Source organism: Acinetobacter guillouiae, assembly GCF_002370525.2.
Classification (GTDB): domain Bacteria; phylum Pseudomonadota; class Gammaproteobacteria; order Pseudomonadales; family Moraxellaceae; genus Acinetobacter; species Acinetobacter guillouiae.
Genome location: NZ_AP014630.1, coordinates 966,590 through 988,249, shown reverse-complemented (window position 1 = coordinate 988,249; position 21,660 = coordinate 966,590). Strand labels below are relative to the sequence as shown.

General features: G+C 37.9%; 22 protein-coding genes. 9 read left to right on the top strand and 13 right to left on the bottom strand.

Annotated elements, in window-relative coordinates; translation table 11 throughout:
• Positions 1-15: 15 nt before the first annotated feature.
• Both AS4_RS04565 and AS4_RS04560 read right to left on the bottom strand, forming a co-directional pair.
• The gene (locus AS4_RS04565) at positions 16-849 is read right to left on the bottom strand and encodes an undecaprenyl-diphosphate phosphatase (RefSeq protein ID WP_096733350.1); all 834 of its coding nucleotides are present in this window, start codon (positions 847-849) and stop codon (positions 16-18) included.
• A gap of 122 nt (positions 850-971) precedes the next feature.
• Complete coding sequence (locus tag AS4_RS04560; protein ID WP_096733349.1) at positions 972-1,664, bottom strand: YggS family pyridoxal phosphate-dependent enzyme; 693 nt, start codon at positions 1,662-1,664, stop codon at positions 972-974.
• 123 nt (positions 1,665-1,787) lie between these two features.
• Here AS4_RS04560 and AS4_RS04555 point away from each other — a divergent pair, with 123 nt between their 5' ends.
• Together AS4_RS04555 and AS4_RS04550 are read left to right on the top strand one after the other, a co-directional pair.
• Positions 1,788-2,825: a type IV pilus twitching motility protein PilT gene (locus tag AS4_RS04555; protein ID WP_004722735.1), complete on the top strand. Its 1,038-nt coding sequence runs from the start codon at positions 1,788-1,790 to the stop codon at positions 2,823-2,825.
• A gap of 25 nt (positions 2,826-2,850) precedes the next feature.
• Complete coding sequence (locus AS4_RS04550) at positions 2,851-3,969, top strand: PilT/PilU family type 4a pilus ATPase (RefSeq protein WP_004722736.1); 1,119 nt, start codon at positions 2,851-2,853, stop codon at positions 3,967-3,969.
• Positions 3,970-4,047: 78 nt separating this feature from the next.
• On the opposite strand, the gene fur is transcribed toward AS4_RS04550, so the two are convergent.
• Complete coding sequence (gene fur, locus AS4_RS04545; RefSeq protein WP_004722737.1) at positions 4,048-4,485, bottom strand: ferric iron uptake transcriptional regulator; 438 nt, start codon at positions 4,483-4,485, stop codon at positions 4,048-4,050.
• A 112-nt stretch (positions 4,486-4,597) separates the two neighbouring features.
• Between fur and AS4_RS04540 the strand changes: the two genes are divergently transcribed.
• The gene (locus AS4_RS04540; RefSeq protein ID WP_004722739.1) at positions 4,598-4,996 is read left to right on the top strand and encodes an outer membrane protein assembly factor BamE; all 399 of its coding nucleotides are present in this window, start codon (positions 4,598-4,600) and stop codon (positions 4,994-4,996) included.
• An 84-nt stretch (positions 4,997-5,080) separates the two neighbouring features.
• On the opposite strand, the gene AS4_RS04535 is transcribed toward AS4_RS04540, so the two are convergent.
• The 10 genes from AS4_RS04535 to AS4_RS04490 all read right to left on the bottom strand — a co-directional run bounded on the left by AS4_RS04535 (position 5,081) and on the right by AS4_RS04490 (position 16,559).
• Positions 5,081-5,410, bottom strand: coding sequence for an RnfH family protein (locus AS4_RS04535; RefSeq protein ID WP_167468929.1), 330 nt, complete (start codon positions 5,408-5,410; stop codon positions 5,081-5,083).
• Between the two features lie 8 nt (positions 5,411-5,418).
• The gene (locus tag AS4_RS04530) at positions 5,419-6,501 is read right to left on the bottom strand and encodes a hypothetical protein (protein ID WP_227548124.1); all 1,083 of its coding nucleotides are present in this window, start codon (positions 6,499-6,501) and stop codon (positions 5,419-5,421) included.
• Between the two features lie 203 nt (positions 6,502-6,704).
• On the bottom strand, positions 6,705-7,160 hold the full coding sequence (locus AS4_RS04525; RefSeq protein WP_004819397.1) for a bacteriohemerythrin: 456 nt from the start codon (positions 7,158-7,160) through the stop codon (positions 6,705-6,707).
• Between the two features lie 1,073 nt (positions 7,161-8,233).
• Entirely contained in the window at positions 8,234-9,082 is an 849-nt protein-coding gene (locus tag AS4_RS04520; RefSeq protein ID WP_016539214.1) for a class II glutamine amidotransferase, read from the bottom strand.
• Between the two features lie 185 nt (positions 9,083-9,267).
• On the bottom strand, positions 9,268-10,053 hold the full coding sequence (locus AS4_RS04515) for a GNAT family N-acetyltransferase (protein WP_004819394.1): 786 nt from the start codon (positions 10,051-10,053) through the stop codon (positions 9,268-9,270).
• A gap of 176 nt (positions 10,054-10,229) precedes the next feature.
• Positions 10,230-11,135 carry an acetylglutamate kinase gene (gene argB, locus AS4_RS04510; protein WP_096733347.1) on the bottom strand — a complete coding sequence of 302 codons (906 nt, stop codon included), beginning with the start codon at positions 11,133-11,135 and terminating at the stop codon, positions 10,230-10,232.
• Positions 11,136-11,193: 58 nt separating this feature from the next.
• Complete coding sequence (locus AS4_RS04505) at positions 11,194-12,633, bottom strand: phosphomannomutase/phosphoglucomutase (protein WP_096733346.1); 1,440 nt, start codon at positions 12,631-12,633, stop codon at positions 11,194-11,196.
• Between the two features lie 230 nt (positions 12,634-12,863).
• Positions 12,864-13,316, bottom strand: a complete 453-nt coding sequence (gene dut / locus AS4_RS04500; RefSeq protein WP_096733345.1) for a dUTP diphosphatase — start codon at positions 13,314-13,316, stop codon at positions 12,864-12,866.
• Positions 13,317-13,417: 101 nt separating this feature from the next.
• The gene (locus AS4_RS04495; protein WP_004722749.1) at positions 13,418-15,457 is read right to left on the bottom strand and encodes a UvrD-helicase domain-containing protein; all 2,040 of its coding nucleotides are present in this window, start codon (positions 15,455-15,457) and stop codon (positions 13,418-13,420) included.
• 451 nt (positions 15,458-15,908) lie between these two features.
• Entirely contained in the window at positions 15,909-16,559 is a 651-nt protein-coding gene (locus AS4_RS04490; RefSeq protein WP_096733344.1) for an OmpA family protein, read from the bottom strand.
• Positions 16,560-16,941: 382 nt separating this feature from the next.
• Here AS4_RS04490 and AS4_RS04485 point away from each other — a divergent pair, with 382 nt between their 5' ends.
• From AS4_RS04485 to AS4_RS04460, 6 genes are all read left to right on the top strand, one after another.
• Positions 16,942-17,859, top strand: a complete 918-nt coding sequence (locus AS4_RS04485) for an acyltransferase (RefSeq protein WP_096733343.1) — start codon at positions 16,942-16,944, stop codon at positions 17,857-17,859.
• Between the two features lie 37 nt (positions 17,860-17,896).
• Positions 17,897-18,949, top strand: a complete 1,053-nt coding sequence (locus tag AS4_RS04480; protein ID WP_096733342.1) for a hypothetical protein — start codon at positions 17,897-17,899, stop codon at positions 18,947-18,949.
• 140 nt (positions 18,950-19,089) lie between these two features.
• Positions 19,090-19,809 (top strand): septum site-determining protein MinC, encoded by a 720-nt coding sequence (gene minC, locus AS4_RS04475; RefSeq protein ID WP_004819387.1) that lies wholly within the window; start codon positions 19,090-19,092, stop codon positions 19,807-19,809.
• Between the two features lie 66 nt (positions 19,810-19,875).
• Positions 19,876-20,688, top strand: a complete 813-nt coding sequence (gene minD / locus AS4_RS04470; protein ID WP_004722761.1) for a septum site-determining protein MinD — start codon at positions 19,876-19,878, stop codon at positions 20,686-20,688.
• Positions 20,689-20,690: 2 nt separating this feature from the next.
• Positions 20,691-20,963, top strand: a complete 273-nt coding sequence (minE, locus tag AS4_RS04465) for a cell division topological specificity factor MinE (protein ID WP_004722763.1) — start codon at positions 20,691-20,693, stop codon at positions 20,961-20,963.
• 222 nt (positions 20,964-21,185) lie between these two features.
• Positions 21,186-21,473: a PA4642 family protein gene (locus tag AS4_RS04460; RefSeq protein WP_004722766.1), complete on the top strand. Its 288-nt coding sequence runs from the start codon at positions 21,186-21,188 to the stop codon at positions 21,471-21,473.
• Positions 21,474-21,660 lie beyond the last annotated feature (187 nt).

The following is a 21,660-nucleotide window of genomic DNA, read 5'->3' as shown; positions in this document are numbered from 1 at the left end:
TTTGAAAGCCGAGATTTAACCAATGAGTAAAACGACGCCAGAGAAAATCAGACAATAAATACCAAAGAAATGCCAACGACCATGTTCAAGCCAACTCGATAGCCATTTTAAAGCAACAAGACCTGCAATAAAGCTAAACAGCATCCCAAACATACTGGGTAAAAGCAGTTGAGCTAAATGGATATTTTGAAAATTCTCGGCATGTAGCAATCGATAAAGCTCTTTTACAATCACCGCTGGGGTTAACACCACTGCCAAGGCAAAACTAAACTCTTCCGCTTTTTGGCGAGCAACACCTAAAAATAATCCTGTTGAAATTGTTGCACCTGAACGTGAAAAACCACGAAATGGCAAGCATAAAGCCTGAACAGCGCCAATCCATGCCGCACTTTTCACCGTCACATCACCAACCTGTCCACGATCTAATCGAGAGGATAAAATAATCAATACACCAGCAGAAGCTAAAGCAGCAGCCATTAATTTTGAGTTGCTAAACAATTGCTCGATTTCAAAGTGGCTTGCCCCAGCAAAAAAAACATGTTTGATCATCGATTGCAGTACCAATCCGAGTACGCCCGTGATGCCTGTTGCAACAATCACAAACCATGCTTGTTTTTTAAAGCGATCCCATGACGAAAAATAGGTTGTGCGCCAAGACTTCCAAAAATACACAATGACCGCAAACATGGTTCCTGTATGTAGCATCACCAATAAAAACGTCATATCAGGCGCTGATGGGTCAAAACCCATCAATTTTTCAGCCACAATCACATGCGCTGAACTGGATACAGGCAGCAGTTCTGCAAACCCTTGTATGATGGCAAGAATAAGTACATGAAAAATAGTCATCAACAATCTCAATGGATTAGAATTATTGATGTCTTATACGTTTACAGCATTAAATCTAAATTAAATTAAACTTAAACCCAGCGAAAATTAACTCAGCCTTCTCGCCGATTTCGCTACAACCTTTAACGCTGATTTGAATAATCTCGTGCACCAAACAAAGCTGTCCCAATACGTACCATGGTTGACCCTGCGGCAATGGCTTCCACCATATCTCCAGACATCCCCATGCTTAACGTATCCCAATCTTCAGCATGCGCATGATGAACTTTAACCTGATTAAACAATTGCTTTGCATCACTAAATGCTTGCGGATGATCAGGTGCAGGAATCACCATTAAACCACGCAACTTTAAATTCTTTAATTGACTGATTTGTTTCACCAGATCTGCAACTTCATCAGGCTGACAACCGTCTTTACTGTCTTGTGCATCAATATTGACTTGCAAGCAAATATTTAATGGCGTTTGAGTCGCTTCTCGTTGATTTGAGAGACGCTCTGCAATGATAAAACGATCAACACCATGCACCCACGCAAACTTTTCAGCAAGATGCTTGGTTTTATTGCGCTGCACATGACCAATAAAATGCCATTCGATCTCTAAATCTGTTAAATCTTCAATTTTTTCGAGCGCTTCTTGTAAATAATTCTCGCCAAAAGCACGCTGACCCGTAGCATACATTTCTTTTAATAACGTACTTGGATGTGTTTTGGAAACTGCCAACAACTGTACCTGACTCACATCTCGATTTGCAGCCAAACAAGCCTGCTGAATTTGCGCGAGTACATGATTTCGAGCTTGATTTAGATCATTCATTGACAAGGTTCTCATTTCATAAAAATTTCAGCTTCCAAGCAATGAAATTGTTGGTTATGCTGAGTGAAAGGCCTTATTATTCTACAAAATAATTAAGCAAATAGGTTTTTATTCGGGGACATTATGGATATTACAGAATTATTGGCGTTTTCCGTCAAAAACGGTGCATCTGACTTACACCTTTCAGCAGGTATGCCACCGATGATTCGTGTCGATGGTGAGGTCCGTCGTATCAATTTACCAGCATTGGAACATAAAGAAGTTCACAGACTGGTTTATGACATCATGAATGATAAACAACGTCGTGATTTTGAAGAACAATTAGAAACTGACTTCTCATTTGAAGTTCCAGGTATTGCCCGTTTCCGTGTCAACGCATTCAATCAAAACCGTGGTGCGGGTGCTGTATTTCGTACCATTCCTTCTAAAGTATTGACCATGGAAGATTTAGGTTTAGGACAAATCTTTAAAGATCTTTGTGAATTACCCCGTGGTTTGATCCTTGTAACAGGTCCAACAGGTTCCGGTAAATCAACCACATTGGCCTCTATGATTGACTTTATTAATGACAGTCGCTATGACCATATTTTAACGGTCGAAGATCCAATCGAATTTGTACACCAATCTAAAAAGTGTCTCATCAACCAGCGTGAAGTGCATCGTGATACACATGGCTTTAATGAAGCACTGCGTTCTGCGTTACGTGAAGACCCTGACATTATCTTGGTTGGTGAGATGCGTGACCTTGAAACCATTCGCCTTGCTTTAACAGCAGCAGAAACAGGTCACTTGGTTTTCGGTACACTACACACCACATCAGCGGCAAAAACCATTGACCGTGTGATTGACGTATTCCCTGCTGAAGAAAAAGACATGGTCCGTGCCATGTTATCAGAATCATTACAAGCGGTTATTTCACAAACCCTACTGAAAAAGAATGGTGGCGGACGAGTTGCAGCACACGAAATCATGATCGGTATTCCTGCAATTCGTAACTTAATCCGTGAAAACAAAGTTGCACAGATGTATTCAGCAATTCAGACCGGTGCAAACTATGGTATGACCACATTGGATCAGAGTTTAAAAACGCTGGTCGCCAAAGGTGTTATTAGTCCTCAAGTTGCAAGAAATGTAGCAAAACAACCAGAATCATTCTTATAAAATGGATTATTGAGGTTTAAAAAAGATGGACTTTAATGACTTGCTCAATATGATGATTGAGCAAAAAGCATCAGACTTATTTATTACCGCCGATGTTGAACCATCAATGAAAATTAATGGTCAAATTGTTCCTGTGGTAAAAACCAAGTTAAACGGCGAAATTATTATGCAATTGCTTAACTCTATTATGAGTGAAAAGCAGCGTAAAGAATTTGCTGAGACGCGTGAATGTAACTTTGCCATTACCAATCGCGATAAAACTGCGCGTTTCCGTGTCAGCGCTTTTCAACAACGTGATATGCCTGGAATGGTTTTGCGTCGTATTGAAACTCAAATTCCGACTATGGATGAGCTTAAATTACCGCCTATTCTTAAAGATCTCGCAATGACCAAACGTGGGATCATCATCTTTGTTGGTGCAACAGGGACAGGTAAATCAACCTCGCTTGCATCCATCATTGGTTATCGCAATCAAAATTCTAAAGGTCATATCATCACCATTGAAGACCCAATTGAATTTGTACACGAACATGCAGGATGTATTATTACCCAACGTGAAGTGGGAATTGATACAGATTCTTTTGAAATTGCGCTTAAGAATACTTTGCGTCAAGCACCAGATGTGATCTTGATTGGTGAGATCCGTTCTCGTGAAACCATGGACTATGCCATTGCCTTTGCTGAAACAGGTCACTTAGTATTTGCCACACTACATGCCAACAATGCCAACCAAGCAATCGACCGGATTATTCACTTCTTTGAGTCTGACCGTCATAGCCAATTGTTTATGGATTTATCGCTTAACCTCAAAGCCATGGTTGCACAGCAATTGATTCCAACACCAGACGGTAATTCTCGTCGTGCTGCAATTGAAATTCTCATCAACTCACCCTTAGTTTCAGATTTAATCCGTAAAGGTGATGTACATGAAATTAAGGATTTGATGAAGCGCTCTCGTGAATTGGGTATGCAGACATTTGACCAAGCTTTATTTGACCTCTATAAAGCGGGACAAATTACCTATAAAGACGCACTTAAACATGCCGACTCTCCAAATGATTTACGTCTACAAATCAAATTGGATGAAGAAGGTGGTGCACAACTACTCAATTCAAATAGCAAACTCACCTTTGATGGACAGTAGTTCAAAAGTAAAAATGAGCTGATATAAAAAGAGGGGGCTTGGTTAAGCCCCCTCTTCATTTGTTGTATTTATGTGATTCTAGCGCTTACGATAAGCTTCCTGACATGCAGGTTCATCACAATAACCGTACAGATTCAAAGAATGTCCAGTCAATTGAAAGCCGTGTTTCTCAGCTACCGAATGTTGCTCATGCTCGATGGTTTCATTAGTAAATTCAACGACTTTGTTACAATTTTGGCAAACCAAATGATCATGATGATCTTCTTGCATAATTTCAAAAACAGAATGATTGTTTTCGAAATGATGGCGCTGAATGATTCCAGCAGCTTCAAATTGTGTTAACACACGATATACGGTCGCTAGACCGACATCTTCACCTTGTTCGAGTAATGTTTTATAAATGTCTTCCGCGCTCAAGTGGTGTTGTCTTGAATTTTCTAATAATTCCAAAATCTTGATTCGTGGTAGGGTAACTTTAAGTCCAGCTTTGCGTAAATCTTGATTTGAAATAGGCATATAAAAAGGTCTCTCAACAAATTTTAAGTTGGAATATGCAACAGAGTTGAGATGCAGTATGATCTATCCTTGGATCAATTGCATCATAATTAATTTGGGATAGTGTAGCAAAATGCAAAAAATCATGCTGACGTTATTCGTCGCTTCTTTACTTGGTGGTTGTTCTGTATTTGGAGTATACAAAGTCGATATTCCTCAGGGAACACCGTTAACCCAAGCTCAAGCTTCAAAAATTCAAGTCGGTATGACCTACCAACAAGTACAATTCTTGTTGGGTAGCCCAACAGTCTCAGATCCATTGAATCCAGGACGATGGGATTACATTTACAACTATATCCCAGGAACTTACGCGAAAAAAGCGAAAATTCCCGCAGCACATGGCCAACATTTAAAGGTTTATTTTGATCAATCAGGTGTCGTAAACAAAATTGAAGGTTTAGAAACCATTCCTGAGTCTCAACCTGGTTTACCTGCTTCTAAAGAAGCAATATTGAATGCGCCCCCACTATAGACACTTTGCGATAAAAAGAAACCCCTCAATGAGGGGTTTTTCATATGCATTCAATTGTTTAAAGCGATTATTGTAAATAACGCCTTATTTAAATAACAATTGTTGATAGCGATTGCCACGGCAGTAACGTCCGACAGGATTTGCTTTTGCGCGATTGCGACGAATATCTTTTGGATTAATCGTTAAAGCTCTATAAATTTCAACACGATCACCTGCTTGTAGCAAATGCGATTGCGCTTTTATTTTCACTCCAAAAATACCAAAACTAAAATTTTCAGGCAATTCTACTTGTTGCGCCAATCCACTTTGCGCAATAGCATCAGCAATCGTCATGCCTTGAGAAAATTGTAACTCAATGTGAAATTGTTGCTTTTCGGCAGCATATGCCACCCAAATCTTTGCCACGCGATTCACCTTGACCCTTAAATTAACTGTCCAATATAGGATACCAATGCCAACACAATACTCAAAGGTAAAACAATTCGTACCGCAATACGCCAAATATTATAAAACGCTTCTGAACTAAAATTGATTGCTTTACGCAGATGGCTGATTTTCATGATCCAACCCACAAAGATCGAATAAATCAAGCAAATGACCAAGCCCCAAATCATCAGCAATGGATTAAACAGCACTGCAATGTTTGGAATTGCCCAAATGAATAATGCCACCAACAACACTACAAATTGAATAAGTATTGCGACTTGGCGTTGAGCTAACTGTTCTTTGCCGAGTTGTAATAATAACGCGGCTGAAATGACTGTAGTAAATAATAAAGTATAGGCAGGGATTTGTGCTGAAGCTGCAAAAAAACCAAAGGCAATCACAGCAACCAGTTGCGCAATCCAAATCGGTAAAGCTGTTTTAGATGCCTCATTATTCTGTTGGACATTCAACAAGCTGGTTTGCCAATACAAGCCTAAACCGAGACCTGTGGCCACAAGGGCTAAAATCGTTGCATTGCCCCACTCTTTAAACTCTACAGGAGTAACATGCCAAGCGGATAAGTGTGTACCGAAAACCTGTGCAAGGATTAAAGAAAGCAGTACGCCTAGCGTGATCAAACCCACTAAAATTTGACGAGGCGCAAAAGACAAAGCAAAAGCCACTACAGCGGCACCTGCAAATAACAAATGACCTTCTATCGGTAAATTCGCAATCTGCACAGTACTTTGGCTGATATTCGATAAAATCCCGCCCGCTAAGAATGGAATAAAGATAACAGCCAGCCAACCCACAATACGCCACGATTGAGATGCGTCAGCATCACGAGTTAAGCTAGACAAGGCATTGAGTGCAGTTGTTTTAGAACGCTTTGCTAAAGCAACTTCTAAATAAGTAATCGGCAATGCCAACACCAGCATTGACACTAACCACAATATCCAAAAATCAATTTGCCGATCAATTTGAATATCCAGACTTGGAGCTAAGCCTGCGATAATTATAAATGATAAACAAAATGCCATGAGCGGCGATAACCATCGTGACATAGAATAATCCTGCATGAGGTGTTTCGTAAAAAGTTCTGCTATTTTGCCTTTGTCGATGCTGAAAATCAAAGCTTAAAAGAAAAAAGCAAATCACCCCTCGATGATTTGCTGCGCTAGATCTTGTTATAATCTTTGTTATTTCTTTTTATCCCCTCTGAATTTTTTTAGTTAGAGAGCTGGTGATTCCCATAATTTCACAATCATAAAATGCCTGTAAATTATGAAAAAAATCTTGCAAACCAATTTTTGCCTTTTTTCTTTTCGTTTTCTTTAATGATCCCCATCATATTTAATTTTACAGCCCCCACATAATCTGCATCATCATGTTGAATATGATTAATTAACCATTTAGACAACACCTCATGCAATTCTTTTTCTATAGAATGCCCTTCTTCAAAACTGGTACGATAACTTTCGATACGTTTAATAAATAAGTCATGTACACGTTTATGAGGAACACGGTATTTATAACCCGCTTCTTCTTGTAAGCTTTCTTCAAAGGTGAAATGGGATTGTGTATAGTCAATAATATTATCAAGAATTTGCTTAATACGAGCGCGATCCGTTGCCATACCGATTTCATCAATTTCATTGATGTAATCCAAAATCCGTTTATGTTGATCGTCGATCACATCGATACCCGTATTATATTCTGGAATCCATCTCATCTTCATACGATCACCTTAAAATAATGTCTTGACCTTCAGCAACCATATTAACGGCTATCTCTCTAAATAAAAATGAACTGTATTAGTCGGGATTCATTAAAAAAACTATGAAATAAATTAAGTTATTGTTTATACTTGAATATTATTTTAATCCGCACTAAAAGAGTAAGATATTTTTTAACCAATTATTAAGTTTAAATAATTTTATAGATGGTCTATATTTATTATTTAGCATGAATAAATGATTATGCGTGTGTAATCCAGAAATTTAAAACAACCACCTCAAATGATATTTTTATTTGCTCTTTTCCATACGATTACTCGTGATAAAAATACTCAATCATTTTTGCAAAATAAAAAAAATATTCTTTTGTGATTTTGTTATATTTTTAAATACTTTCTTTATTCAAGTGAAAATTATTTTATATGTGCTATTTTTATCCCAATTATTTCATGATCCACTTTTAAAAGAGCTGAAATATAAATTTTATCACGGCAATTTTATATAATAGACTTCTTTCATAAGTCCTTTTTAAAACCATAAATCGACATAAAATCGCCCTCATCCTAGCCTTATCCCAAAGTGAGAAAGAACTTTCAATCCCAATATGATTCACGCCACATCATCATTTTTTGATTTATGAAAGATCTTTAATATTTAAACAATTATAACGATATTATTACTCATTTTTTTCAATAGAATATAATTACACATTATTATTTCATTATCTTCTCTTTGCTTTAACAACATCAAAATATTCCGTTAAGTCTCAAAGATGACCATCCTATACAATTGAATATGGGACTTTGATCATTCAAAATAATGCGATTTACAATAAATAATCCGAAGTAATTTTTACAGGATATCGTGAAAAAGACTGCAAACGAATGATAAGGAAATTGCTATCAATCTAAGATAATTCTTGCATCTATAGTTGGTGCAAAAGCACCTATAAAAACCTGAATGGGCTAGATAAATTGAATTATTTTTTATTTTTACAATGATTTATGTTTTAAAAAAACATGGAGTTAGCGAATAACGACTTCCCCCAATCTCATATGAATTCATTCAGATCAAACTAATATTGATCTGCCTTGGTGACTCTAACCAAACTTGGATCAGCAGCCTCACGAGCAAGTCTTTCGACATGTGTTGTTGCTGTTTTTATCACTTGACCATCTTTAAATAAAATCATCTCACCAGGCTGGTATGCAGTCCAAACTTCATTTTGAGTTAATGGCTCTGTGGTAATCACGGCAACACGATCTTCTTTTGTTGTAAATTGACTAAAATCAATATCAACATCAATATCGACTAAGCGTGCATATGTAAATGGATACTCACGTACAATCCAATGCAGCTTCGTTGTCGCATAACTAAACAATGCTTGTCCATTGGAGAGGCAAAAATTAAAAGTGCCATATTCTGCAATTTTAGGTGAAATTTCTTCAAGCAAGGCAAATACATCATTTAAACTCGGTTCAAAATAACCAAATCTTAAAACCAGCTGTTCAAGCAAATAACAAAATGCCAGCTCACTGTCGGTACTGCCTACAGGGGTAAAACGCCCTGACAAATGTGGATGGAAGTTATGTAAATCACCATTGTGCGCAAAAATCCACTGTCTGCCCCATAACTCACGAATAAAGGGATGGGAATTTTCTAAAGTGATTTTACCTTGAGTTGCTTTACGAATATGTGCAATAACATTCCGCGATTTGATTGGATAGTTACGTACCAGTTCAGCAATCGGTGATAAGACTGCAGATTGATTGTCGACAAATAAACGACATGCTTTATCTTCAAAAAAGGCAATACCAAACCCATCAGAATGATCAGAGGTTATTCCTGCGCGTTGAGAAAACCCACGAAACGAAAAGGTAATATCAGTGGGAGCGGCGCAGTTCATTCCAAGCAATTGGCACATAGTGTATTCATACAACATTTTATTTATAAGAATATTGTGCATGACTACGCATCTGCTTGCAAATCTCAATAACTGAAAATAACTGCAAACAGATGCATATTAGACCAATGACTTAACATAGATCAGCAGAATAATTGGGTACTTATTCGCGGATCAAACTCTAAGTCCCCTTATTTTTCGGACACTCAGCGATTAACCATTTTGTTTAAAACAAAATTTTTGGCAATTTCATTGACATCTAAAAAGACAAAATAATCTAAACAATTAAATGCTTCATCGTGATATGCCTGTTTCGATAAACGCGCATTCATTTTCAGATAGACATCAAACAACTTTGGAATTCGTTCGTCTTGTGGAAAGCTATACTCTGGATGACTTGGTTCAAAAGCGAGATTTGCCTTTATATCAATCGACTGTTTGGCAGTCATTTTCTTCAAATGCTGATGTGTATAGTAAGCACGTGCCTTATTGTCTTCCAAACGAATGCTGACACATCCCATTAAGTGTTTTGCCTTCATTTTCCACAGTACTGTCGGAACCAAATTTAACCACAACATCGACAATGCGCGTCCATTACGATAACGCGGATGTACACAAGTACGGCCTATTTCCACAATATTAGATAGATGTGAAAGTTGAGAAACATCAAATTCTTGTGCGCTATAACTACGTGCAAGCTCATGCCCCTGAATCAACTTCAGACGTGTATAGGCAACAATCTCATTGCTCCATTTATCACGTAATACCGCATGCTCACAATCAAGGTCATATAAATCTTGATCTAATCCATTTTCAAATGTAATGCCAAACTGATCTGCGAATTGTACTGCACGAAATTTTTGTACTTCTTTGAGTTGTTTCAGGTCTTCAACCCATTCAAATTTATATTGTGATTGTGCTTTTTTAGGTTTTGGTAAGGGTAAATTTAAGTTCTGGAAGTTCTGACGATACTGATTTAATTTTGCGAACATATTTTCGACTCCTTGAGCTTTTACTTACACTAGGCAATCCCGATGACACTTATATGACGAAAAAATGACCGTTTAAAAACACGCTATGAATGGTGAATTTGAAATAAAATCGGCAAAATAAAAAAGCCAATGTTTTCACACTGGCATTTTAAAAAAAATAATCTATAGATTAAAAATTATTTCTGAGGCTTGGCACGGTTGGTAATTAAGGTTCCTACACCATGATCGGTAAAGATTTCTAAGAGTGTTGCATGAGGTACCCGCCCATCTACAATGTGCGCACTCACAACCCCACCTTTAACCGCATCTAAGGCACAACCCACTTTAGGAATCATGCCCCCGTAAATCACCCCAGTTTCAATGAGACGATCGACTTCTTGAGTACTAAGACCAGTCAGGAGGTTTTTATTTTCATCTAAAACACCTGATATATTGGTCAATAGAATCAATTTTTCCGCACCTAAAGCTTCTGCCACTTTACCTGCAACCAAATCTGCATTGATATTATAAGTTTGACCATCTTCATCTACACCTAAAGGCGCAATCACAGGAATAAAATCACTTTGGGTAAACATTTCTAAAACGTCAGTTTTAACCCCAGTCACTTCCCCAACTAGACCTAAGTCAATTTGCGTGACTGTACCATCAGCAAGTGTCTTTTCCATCAAGAGCTTTTGAGCACGCAATAAATTACCGTCTTTACCCGTTAAACCAATGGCACGTCCACCATGCTGATTAATCAGATTAACGATAGATTTATTAACGCTGCCGCCTAAAACCATCTCAACCACTTCCATGGTTGCAGCATCTGTTACCCGCATTCCATCAATACGATCAGACTCACGGCCCAACTGTTTAAGCAATGAATCTACTTGTGGACCACCACCATGTACGACAATCGGATTTAAACCTACAGTTTTGAGTAAAACGATATCGCGAGCAAATGAGCTTTCCAACTCTGGATCAGTCATTGCATTGCCACCATATTTTACAACGAGTGTTTTACCTGAAAATCGTTGAATATATGGCAAAGCCTCTGTCAATATTTGCGCTTTGTCGATGCCAGTATGCTGATGTGGCATTCGCCTCTCCTTAGTGAGCTGTAGGAATTAGACTGATGAATATGGATGATGCAAGAAATCAGTGTGCCTGTAGAATATCTTGGGCGATCATAGGATAACGATCACTGAGCATAGACGCAAATGTCTGACGAATTTCATTTAAACAATTTGGACAATCTGCATCAAAACGTACGGTAAAATATTCACCTGTATTTGATGCCCGAATAATGCCAAAACCATGCTCAAAATCAAGGCGAACACCATCAATTTTACTCAGCTCAGCACCAAATTGTTGACTGAGCTGTTCGATCTCATTCAAAACAATTTTCGGATCAGTTCGATGGGTACTGATATAAGTATCTTCAGTATAAAAACGGTCAGGATAACAGGCTAAGATTTCAGACAATGTTGCTTGAGGAAAACAACATAAGTATTCCATCACACGTAAAGCCGCATATAGACCATCGTCATAACCAAGTCCACGCCCATCATTAAATACATAATGACCGGCGTACTCACCACCAAAGACAGCTTGGCCTTTTGATTGCGACATGTATTTGCGTAAAAAACTACTGCCAGTCCGAATCATCTTGGCTTGACCGCCCAAACGTTCAACCACTTGACGTACCATAGATGAACATTTCACATCAAATACAATTTCATGCAGTGGGTGATCTTTTAAACACATTTGGGCAAACAATGCTAAAAGCCGATCCGCTGAAATAATATGGGCATTTTCATCCAATAGAACCACACGATCGCCATCACCATCTAAAGCAATACCAATGTCTGCCTGATGATTAAGTACATTTTGTCGTAATAATTCTAAATGTGTGGCTTGTGAAGGATCTGGTGCATGGTCGGGGAAGTTTCCATCAGCATTACAGCGTAATGCAATCACCTCACAACCCAATTTTTTTAAAACAAGATTGGCACAATAGCCTGCTGAACCATTTAAACCATCAATCACGACTTTGAGTGGTTGGGTTAACTGAATATCTTTTAATAACGCAGACTGATAGGACAGACAAAATTCAGATTTAATTTGATGAGTCGCGGTTTGAATCACAGATTCTGCATCAATCCATGGCAACTGTTCACTTTGCAGATAATTTTTTGCTTGAATGCCTATGTTTTGAATCATTTCAGGAGACGGTGGCTCAAACTGCATAATCCATTTAATACCATTGTCGGTTTTTGGATTATGACTGGCTGTGACCATGATGCCATTGCCCTGCGTATTTCTTGCGGCAAAGTACAATTGTGGTGTAGCACAACAACCTATTTCAGTGACTTCAATGTCTTTATTTTGAAATACCTGTTTGATAATTTGAGCATACGCAGGACTGCTTAATCGAGCATCGTATCCCAAGGTAATTTTTGATTGACCCTTTTCAATCAGTTGATCAACTAAAGCATATGCGATTGCCTGAATCAATTCAGGTGGCATCATTTCAACTTTTCCACGAATATCATAAGCGCGGAAAATCTGAAAAGGAAAATCATTCATCTTTTTCATAAGCAAAACTTCTATTTGCTTAACCCTTTATTTCGTCAGCTTTATCGCTCTAATGATAAGCAAGCAATTCATTTATATGAAAATATTTATATCGGGTCAAATGCAATATACTAAAAAACTCTTGATAATATATTCAATTTTATATACAGCGTTATACATACTTTTTGTTACAATTCAATATAACATTAAAAAAGCCTGATAAATCAGGCTTTAAAAATGATGAGAAAAACTTAGTTCTTCCCAGTGTGACCAAAACCACCAGCACCACGTTCAGTCGCTTCAAATTCACTTACAATATCAAATTGCGCTTGAACTACAGGCACTAAAACATACTGTGCTAAACGCTCACCTGGTTCCAAAGTAAAGGTGGTTTGACCACGATTCCAAACAGAAACCATCAATTCGCCTTGATAATCTGAATCAATTAAGCCAACCAAGTTGCCCAATACGATCCCATGCTTATGGCCCAAGCCCGAACGTGGTAAAACCAGACCAGCAAAATTAGTATCTTCAATATAAATGGCCATACCTGTTTTAATCAACACAGTTTGACCAGGTTCAATTTGAATCGCTTCTTCTACACATGCACGTAAGTCCAAACCCGCTGAACCTGTTGTTGCATATGTTGGCATTGGCCATTCTTGACCTAAACGTTGATCAAGTACTTTTACTTGAACTTTCATATTGAAATCCTTGATTAAATAAAGCTGTTAAAGGTTCTTCTATGTCTTTCGATCTGTTTAAAAGCAAATCGAAAGAAAAATAAAAGAACTGATTTAAAAAATTAACGTTTTAATAACGCTTTTAAGTTTTGTAAATATTGCTGTGCCTGTTGTTTAGGATCAACATTTTCAGCTAATTTTTTCTTACGCCCTAACCAATCCAACTCATCTTGAGGTAATTCATCTAAGAAGCGGCTTGGGGTCATTTGTTTCATTTGCCCACCATTTTTACGCTGCTCAGCCAAAGTTAAGGTTAAACCTTGTTGTGCACGGGTAATACCCACATACATTAAACGGCGTTCTTCTTCGATTGTTTCAGCGGCAATGGAGTTCTTATGTGGCAGAAGCTCTTCTTCTAAGCCCATAATATAAACAAATGGAAATTCCAGACCTTTAGATGCATGTAATGTCAGTAGGTTAACTTTATCGGTGTCTTCATCTTCCTGCTGTTGCTCAAGCATATCCAGCAACACCATTTTACGAATCACACTTTCAATGTTCTTTTCATCTACATCTTCAGCACGGTTGATTAAGCTTTGAATACTGGTATAGAGCATCTCCACATTATCAATCTTGGTTTTTTCTTGTGCAGGCGTTGCAGCAGTTTCACGTAAATAATCGATATAGCCAGCATCATTCATCATTTGACGAATTTTAGGAACAGGTTCATCGTCATCTAACAATTCACGAGTGAAATCATTGATAAAGCCAGCAAACTCAGCCAATTGTGTGGTGGCCTTTTTCGGCATTACCATAGTTAAGCGTTGATCACTTGCCGCAGCCAACAGTGATAAATGATTTTCTTGGGCAAAAAGACCTAACTTTTCAAGTGTTACAGGGCCAATTGCACGTTTAGGCGTATTGATAATACGAAGAAAAGCACTGTCATCTTCAGGGTTGATGATGATACGTAAGTAGCTCATCACATCTTTAATTTCTGCACGACCAAAGAAAGATTGACCACCAGAGAGCTTGTATGGAATCTGCATTTGACGTAGCTGAGTTTCCAATACACGTGCTTGGAAATTTCCGCGATACAACACCGCATAATCTTTCCAGTTTTTGCCATTCATCAATTTATGCGTAAGTAGATCTTTTACTACACGTTCAGATTCATCATCATCATTACGACACGTAATGATTCGAATGACCTCACCATGACCTTTATCACTCCACAACTTTTTATCGAAGATATGTGGGTTATTTTCAATGACATGGTTCGCGGCTTTTAAAATACGACTGGTAGAGCGGTAGTTTTGCTCCAGCTTGATCACTTTTAAATTACGAAAATCTTCTTTGAGCAATGCCATATTTTCAGGCTTTGCACCACGCCACGCATAAATGGATTGGTCATCATCGCCTACAGCGGTGAACTGCCCCATCACACCGACCAATAATTTTACCAAAATATATTGCGCGGTATTGGTATCTTGATACTCATCCACAAGTAGATAGCGAACCCGGTTTTGCCAGCGATCACGAACTTCAGCATTGTCTTGTAAGAGGCGTGTTGGCATCACGATCAGATCATCAAAATCTACGGCATTATAAGCCCGTAAATTTCGTTCATATAATTGATATAAATGGGCAAACTGCACATCTTCTGGTGTTTCACAAGTCGTATGTGCTTGCTCAGGCACAATCAAATCATTTTTCCAATCTGAAATCTTTTTCATGGCTTTAGCAATCAATTCTTTGCTTTCAGCGCCCGATAAATTATCACGATGCATCAAGTCCATAAGGATACGCTTACAGTCATCAGCATCAAGGATTGAGAAATTATTTTTCAGTGGGGTATTTTTCAACTCAATTCTTAATAAATTTAAACCAAAGGTGTGGAAGGTTGAAACTGAAAGCCCTTTCCCTTCTTCTTTACCCAACAACTTACCCACACGTTCTTTCATTTCACGTGCAGCTTTATTGGTAAAGGTCATTGCGGTAATCCGATGCGCAGGAATCCCACACTGCTGGACCAAATACGCAATTTTTCTTGTAATTACTGAGGTTTTACCTGAACCCGCCCCTGCAAGTACTAACAAGGGTCCTTGAGTATATTTCATGGCTTCAAGTTGCTTGTCATTCAGTTGACTTGCTTTCGACATTGTTCATCCTCTAAAAACTTCGAGCTCGATTATAGTCATCTAAAGTAGAGTTGCAAAATGCTTAATTTGAATTTTTCCAATATAAAAACCAGATAAAAATAATTTCAGTTAAATTCTGCTTTAGTTTCAAACCTTATTATTTCAATACTCTATTTTGTTATGAGTTGTTGTTATTCAGTTGGCTAGTGATCAAGTGGCGAAAGCATAACCAAAAGCCATCATAACACCTAGAAAATAGCAGCAAGAAGAGAGACCGTTATAGCATCAACGCTGGTTTTAATGATAAAAAATCTGAACCGCAACCTTAAACAGATTGATGCGGTTTAAATAAAAATTTGGAGCATAAAAAAAGGAATCATAGCGAACCATGACTCCTTTTCAATGCTTTCAACTCAATGCCTTCAACTAAAAAATACGTTACTCTTGTTACGATTTCTTAGTTTGTCAGATATTAGTTTGCTGCATAAATGCTGATTTCTACACGACGGTTCTGTTCACGACCCGCTGCAGTTGAATTATCTGCGATTGGGTTTTGTGAGCCATAACCTTGGGTATCAATACGGCTTTGCACGCCTTTACCTTTAAGGTAGTTTGCAACTGAGTATGCACGGTTTTGAGACAATGGAATATTGATTGAGTCATTACCCGTATTATCTGTATAACCCGTAACAAGAATTACACTCTTGTTATCTTCCATTAAAGTTTGAGCAACTTTATTTAAAGTGCCGTAGAAGTTCGGCTTAATTGTTGATTTGTTGGTATCAAACGTGATGCTACCAGGCATAATTAACGCAACAGAACCATCTGGATTACGGTTAACTTCTACACCAGTACCCTGCATTTGTTGGCGTAATTTCTTTTCTTTATTGTCTAAATAAAGACCAGTACCCGCACCTAAAAGCGCACCAATTGCTGCTGCACGATTGTTTTGTGCAGATGAGTTTGCATTACCACGAGACAAACCATAGCCCGCTGCTGCACCGATCAAACCACCAATAGCAGATTTGTCGTACTCCATACCGCCGATATTATTACCAGTTGATTGACAGCCAGAAAGTACTAAAGCCCCTGCTGTAAGTGTTGTAATTAATAGTGCACGCATTGCATGCCTCCAAGTTGTGTTTTTTGTTAGCTTAATTTTGGTATAAAAAACAAAGCACCACTATAGGCGTTTTGTTAACAATCACGTATTTTTTTACATTTTGTAATATTTACAACAAAATTTACAAAAGTGATCATCATAATTTATACATAGTCATTAAATGTGTCTTTTTTAATTGCATTGTAACGACTATATTTAGAGTCTGTGGACAATTCGTCTATGTTTACAACGATGTATATTTTTGAGCGAATACGAGGCAGCAAACCCGAAATCTAGTTATGCTAAATCAAGACTAACATGATTTTTCAAGGCCGCAACGTGATAGTAAAAAATATCCTAGTCGCTTGAACTGGCACTCACAATAAATCATTAGGACTGTTCTATGTCATCTCAACAGCAGAAGCAACCTATTTTAAAAAAAATTACGAAAGGTTTAACCGTTGGCTCAGTGATTACTGGTAGTACTTTTTTTCACGGCCCGCCTGTTTTAGCTTTAGGCTTGACCAAATTATTTAAAAAGTCAAAAAAGGTGGATGAAACCAATATCAACATCACCAATAGTTGGTTAAGCGTCAATAATTGGTTGATTGATCATGTTCTTCCAGAAACACAATGGGACATTAGCGTTGATGAAAACTTGGATTTAAATATGCAAGGTCGTTATTTGATGACCTGTAATCATCAAAGTTGGGTCGATACCACCGTAAACCAATATTTTGGCTTAACACGCATGCCACTCACCCGTTTTTTCACCAAATGGGAACTGATCTTTATACCGTTTGTCGGGCAAGCCTTTAAAATTCTGGGCTTTCCAATGATGAAACGCCATACAAAAGAGCAGATTGCAAAAAATCCTGAACTGAAAACACGTGATATGGAAGAAGCACGTAAAGCCTGTGAACAGTTATTAAGCCAGCCTTTTACGCTACTCAACTATCTTGAAGGGACACGCTTTACCCCAGAAAAACATGCTCAACAACAATCACCTTTTACCAATTTACTTAAACCTAAGGCTGGTGGACTCGCACTCGCTTTAAGTATCTTAGGTGATAAGATTGACGCACTGGTGGATATGACCATTGTGTATCCAGATGGTGCACCCGGTTATGGCGAGTTTTGGTTAGGCGAAGTGCCTCGAATTGCAGTCAATATGCGTAAAATTGAGATTCCTGAATGGGTACTGGGCGGCAATTATGAAGATGATGCAGAATATCGCGAACGCTTTCAAAACTGGGTTGATGATTTATGGACTGAAAAAGATCAACTGATTAGCACCATAAAACAAAAATATAACCACTAACTTTCAATTGAAGAAAAAACCACAGAATAGGATGGATATGACAGAGCAAGTTCCACCACTCGAAAATAGTACAGAAACGAAAAACGATATGTCACGAGGATGGTGGATCGCTTTTGGTTATGACATCTTTATGATGTTTATTATCATGTTTAACTTATTCTGTTTATGTGCCAATGCTTTTTTAATGAGTAATTTTGGTGACTGGCTTTTCAATGAAATTCATTTACCGCAAGTTTTACAGTATTACAAAACAGATCTGCACCCATGGGTGATTAAAACCGAAAGCTGGTTTATTACCTTTTTGATTGTTGAATTGGGCATTCGCTGGCTCATCGCAATCATCAACAAACACCATGCGCGTTGGTTTTTCTTTCCATTTATTCATTGGTATGAAATTTTAGCGATTATTCCTTATTTACGTTTTTTACGTTTAATTCGGGTCGGTATTATTGCTTATCATTTTCATGAGTTAGGTTATAAGGTCATTCCCGACAACATTCTAAAACGTGTGCTGTTTTATTATCGAGTGGTAATGGAAGAATTGTCTGACCGCGTGGTTATTACAGTCATTGACGGAATCAAACATGAATTAGATACAAGTTCCAGTCATAAGAAAATCATTCATGATTTGATTGACCATCATAGAGAGCGTTTTGCACAAACCTTAGCGGAAGTCTTACAAGAGTCTTTAGCCACTGAATTAAAAGCACAAAGTCATGTGATTAGCCATAATGTTGGACAGATTGTACGTCAAGCCATTGAAGACACTCCGCAATTGACTCAATTATTGCGCATGATCCCAATTGCAGGCAGTATGATTGAAAATCAGATTCAAAATATTGGGCAACAGTTAGGTGAGAATATTACCCAAGGATTGGTGGAACCTTTCACTGAAGGCAATTTATACAATCCAAACGCGACCTATCAACTAATTTCAACCAAATTAAGCCAGTTAAATATTGAAAATCAGAAGCTTGAAGAACTAGTTGAATCTGTAGTCTATGAAAGTTTAGAATCGTTAAGGAAACAAGTGAAAGTAAAACAATGGCAGCTTGAATTAGAAAAAAATGATCAAGTAAAAGATGAGTGATTCAAAGAATAAGCAATTCATTGAAAATATTTGTATCTTTGCTAGAGAAATCATTCAATATGTTCTAGCATTTGCCCTATTTCACAATTTTTGACGCTTAGATAGAAAAATTTAGGTCACACGCCTTTTAAGGAATAATTATGGCTGATATACGGATTACAGGCAGAATGGTTAATTTTACCCGATTAACCTTCGATACTAATGATCATGATGCCATCCGCCAGCAATTAACTTCAATGATGAGTGAAACCTCTTATCAAGGGGCTTTGGTCATTATTGATACTACAGTTGAACAAGAGCTTATTGCCCTGATTCAACTCATTATCAGTCTAGATTTACAGCCTATGGCTGTGATTGATGGTTTATTGGGTGATCAAGCACGTGCAATTCAATTCCCAGTCTTGCCTGCCGATCGTCCATTGCAACGGATTAAACCGACGAAAGAACAAGTGGTTGAAACTCCAGTAAAAGCACCCGCTGTAGCAACACCAAATGCAAGCGTAGATGCGCCTAAAACATTGAGTCATGTAACCTCATATCATGATGAAATTTTAAGAACTGGACAATGTCTGGTTCAAGATCATGGGGACATCATACTGAATGCTGGTATTAACAGTGGTTCGGAAGTGATTGCTTCAGGAAATATACATATCTATGGCAGTGTTCGTGGTAGAGTCATTGCAGGTGCAGGTGGTAACACCATTGCAAGAATTTTTTGTCATTCACTAGAAGCCGAATTGGTTTCTATTGCAGGAACATATTGTGTGGCAGATGACATTCCTCAAGATGTCATTAAAAAGGCTGTACATATTTACTTGAATGACCAGCAAGAGCTAGTGTTTGAAGCTTTGCAATTTTAAGGTATAAATTAACACCATATAAAACTCGTTTAATCGGGTAAAATGACCATAACAGGAGTGGATTCGGTGGCCAAAATTGTTGTCGTTACATCAGGCAAAGGTGGCGTAGGTAAAACTACGACGAGTGCATCTTTTGCAACAGGATTAGCCCTACGTGGTCATAAAACTGTTGTGATTGATTTCGATGTGGGTTTGCGTAATTTAGATTTGATCATGGGCTGTGAACGCCGCGTGGTGTATGATTTTGTTAATGTCATTAATAACGAAGCACGCTTACAACAAGCATTGATTCGTGATAAAGATATTGAAAATCTATATATTTTACCTGCATCACAAACCCGCGATAAAGATGCGTTGAGCGATGATGGTGTTGCTCGTGTAATCGATGAGCTTTCGCAAGAGTTCGATTATATTATTTGTGACTCACCTGCGGGGATTGAGCGTGGCGCGATTTTAGCCATGTATCATGCAGATGAAGCAATTATTGTAACAAACCCAGAAATCTCTTCTGTTCGAGATTCAGACCGTATTATTGGTATGCTCGACAGCAAGACGAAAAAAGTAGAAAACAACGAAGGGCGTGTTCGTAAGCATTTATGTATTACGCGTTTTAACCCTGAACGTGCCGATAAACAAGAAATGTTGACCATTGACGATATCTCAAAAGATATCTTACGTGTACCAACTTTAGGCGTCATTCCAGAGTGCCCTAGCGTACTTCAGGCATCGAATGAAGGTAAACCCGTCATTCTTTACCAAGAAGCATCTGCTGGGCAAGCATATGATGATTTAGTTGCGCGTTTCTTGGGTGAGGAACGTCCTTATCGACATATTACAGTGAAACCTAAGGGTTGGTTAGCACGGTTATTTGGAGCGTAGAAATGGCAGGATTTTGGAGTAAACTTTTTAGCAATGATGACAAACCATCTAGCGCCCAAACTGCTAAAGATCGCTTAAAAGTTATTGTTGCTTCTGAAAACGGTTTGGGCAAACGTTTAAGCCAAGACAAGATTGACCAAATGAAGAAAGAAATCATGCAAGTGGTTAATCGTTATGTCCGTGGTGTGGATGAACAGCATATTCAAATGCAAGTTCGTTCTGAAGCCAACATTGAAATGTTGGAAATGAATATCAATTTACCTGAAGAACGATAATTTCATTATTGATTAGTCAAGTGAATTGATTCAGGGCAAAATATAGGGCAGAGTCAAAAAGCATTGCTTTTACTCATGCAATATATTTTGCCCTTTTTATTTTAGATTTTTTTCAGCTAAATATTGTATTTATCCTTATTAAACAAAAGCTCAATAAGGTTTATATAATGCTGCAAATCAATCATTTGATTTAGAATTATTTTATTTTGAGGAGATGCTGTTATGGCACTTTCACAGCCAGCAACGTTCAATGAAGAATGGTCAGACGAGCGTGTATTTGCCTACTTAGATCAACTTCCTCCTGAAGGTACCAATACAGATTTTCATGTACTTTATCATGCATTTAAACATATGCGCCCGTTTGACTATGAGCGTTTGTTGACCAAGTTTGTTGCTGATGGTCGAGACATCAATGCAACCAATCCTGAAGGTCAACGTATTCATGATGTGATCGCAGAATATCCGCGTCAAAAAGAAGGTTTCTTAGACGTATTGGCTAAGTTTGCTTAACGACTAAAATACGCGAATAACACAATACAACTCAATATTGTTAATCAATAAATGCCTGATGAATTTCATTGGGCATTTTTATTTTATATAGCCCTCTTTTTCTCAATGTATATCTCAAGGCTCTCTAACGTAGAGTCATCACTATTGAATACAATGATTTAAATACTTATACATATCAACATGAATA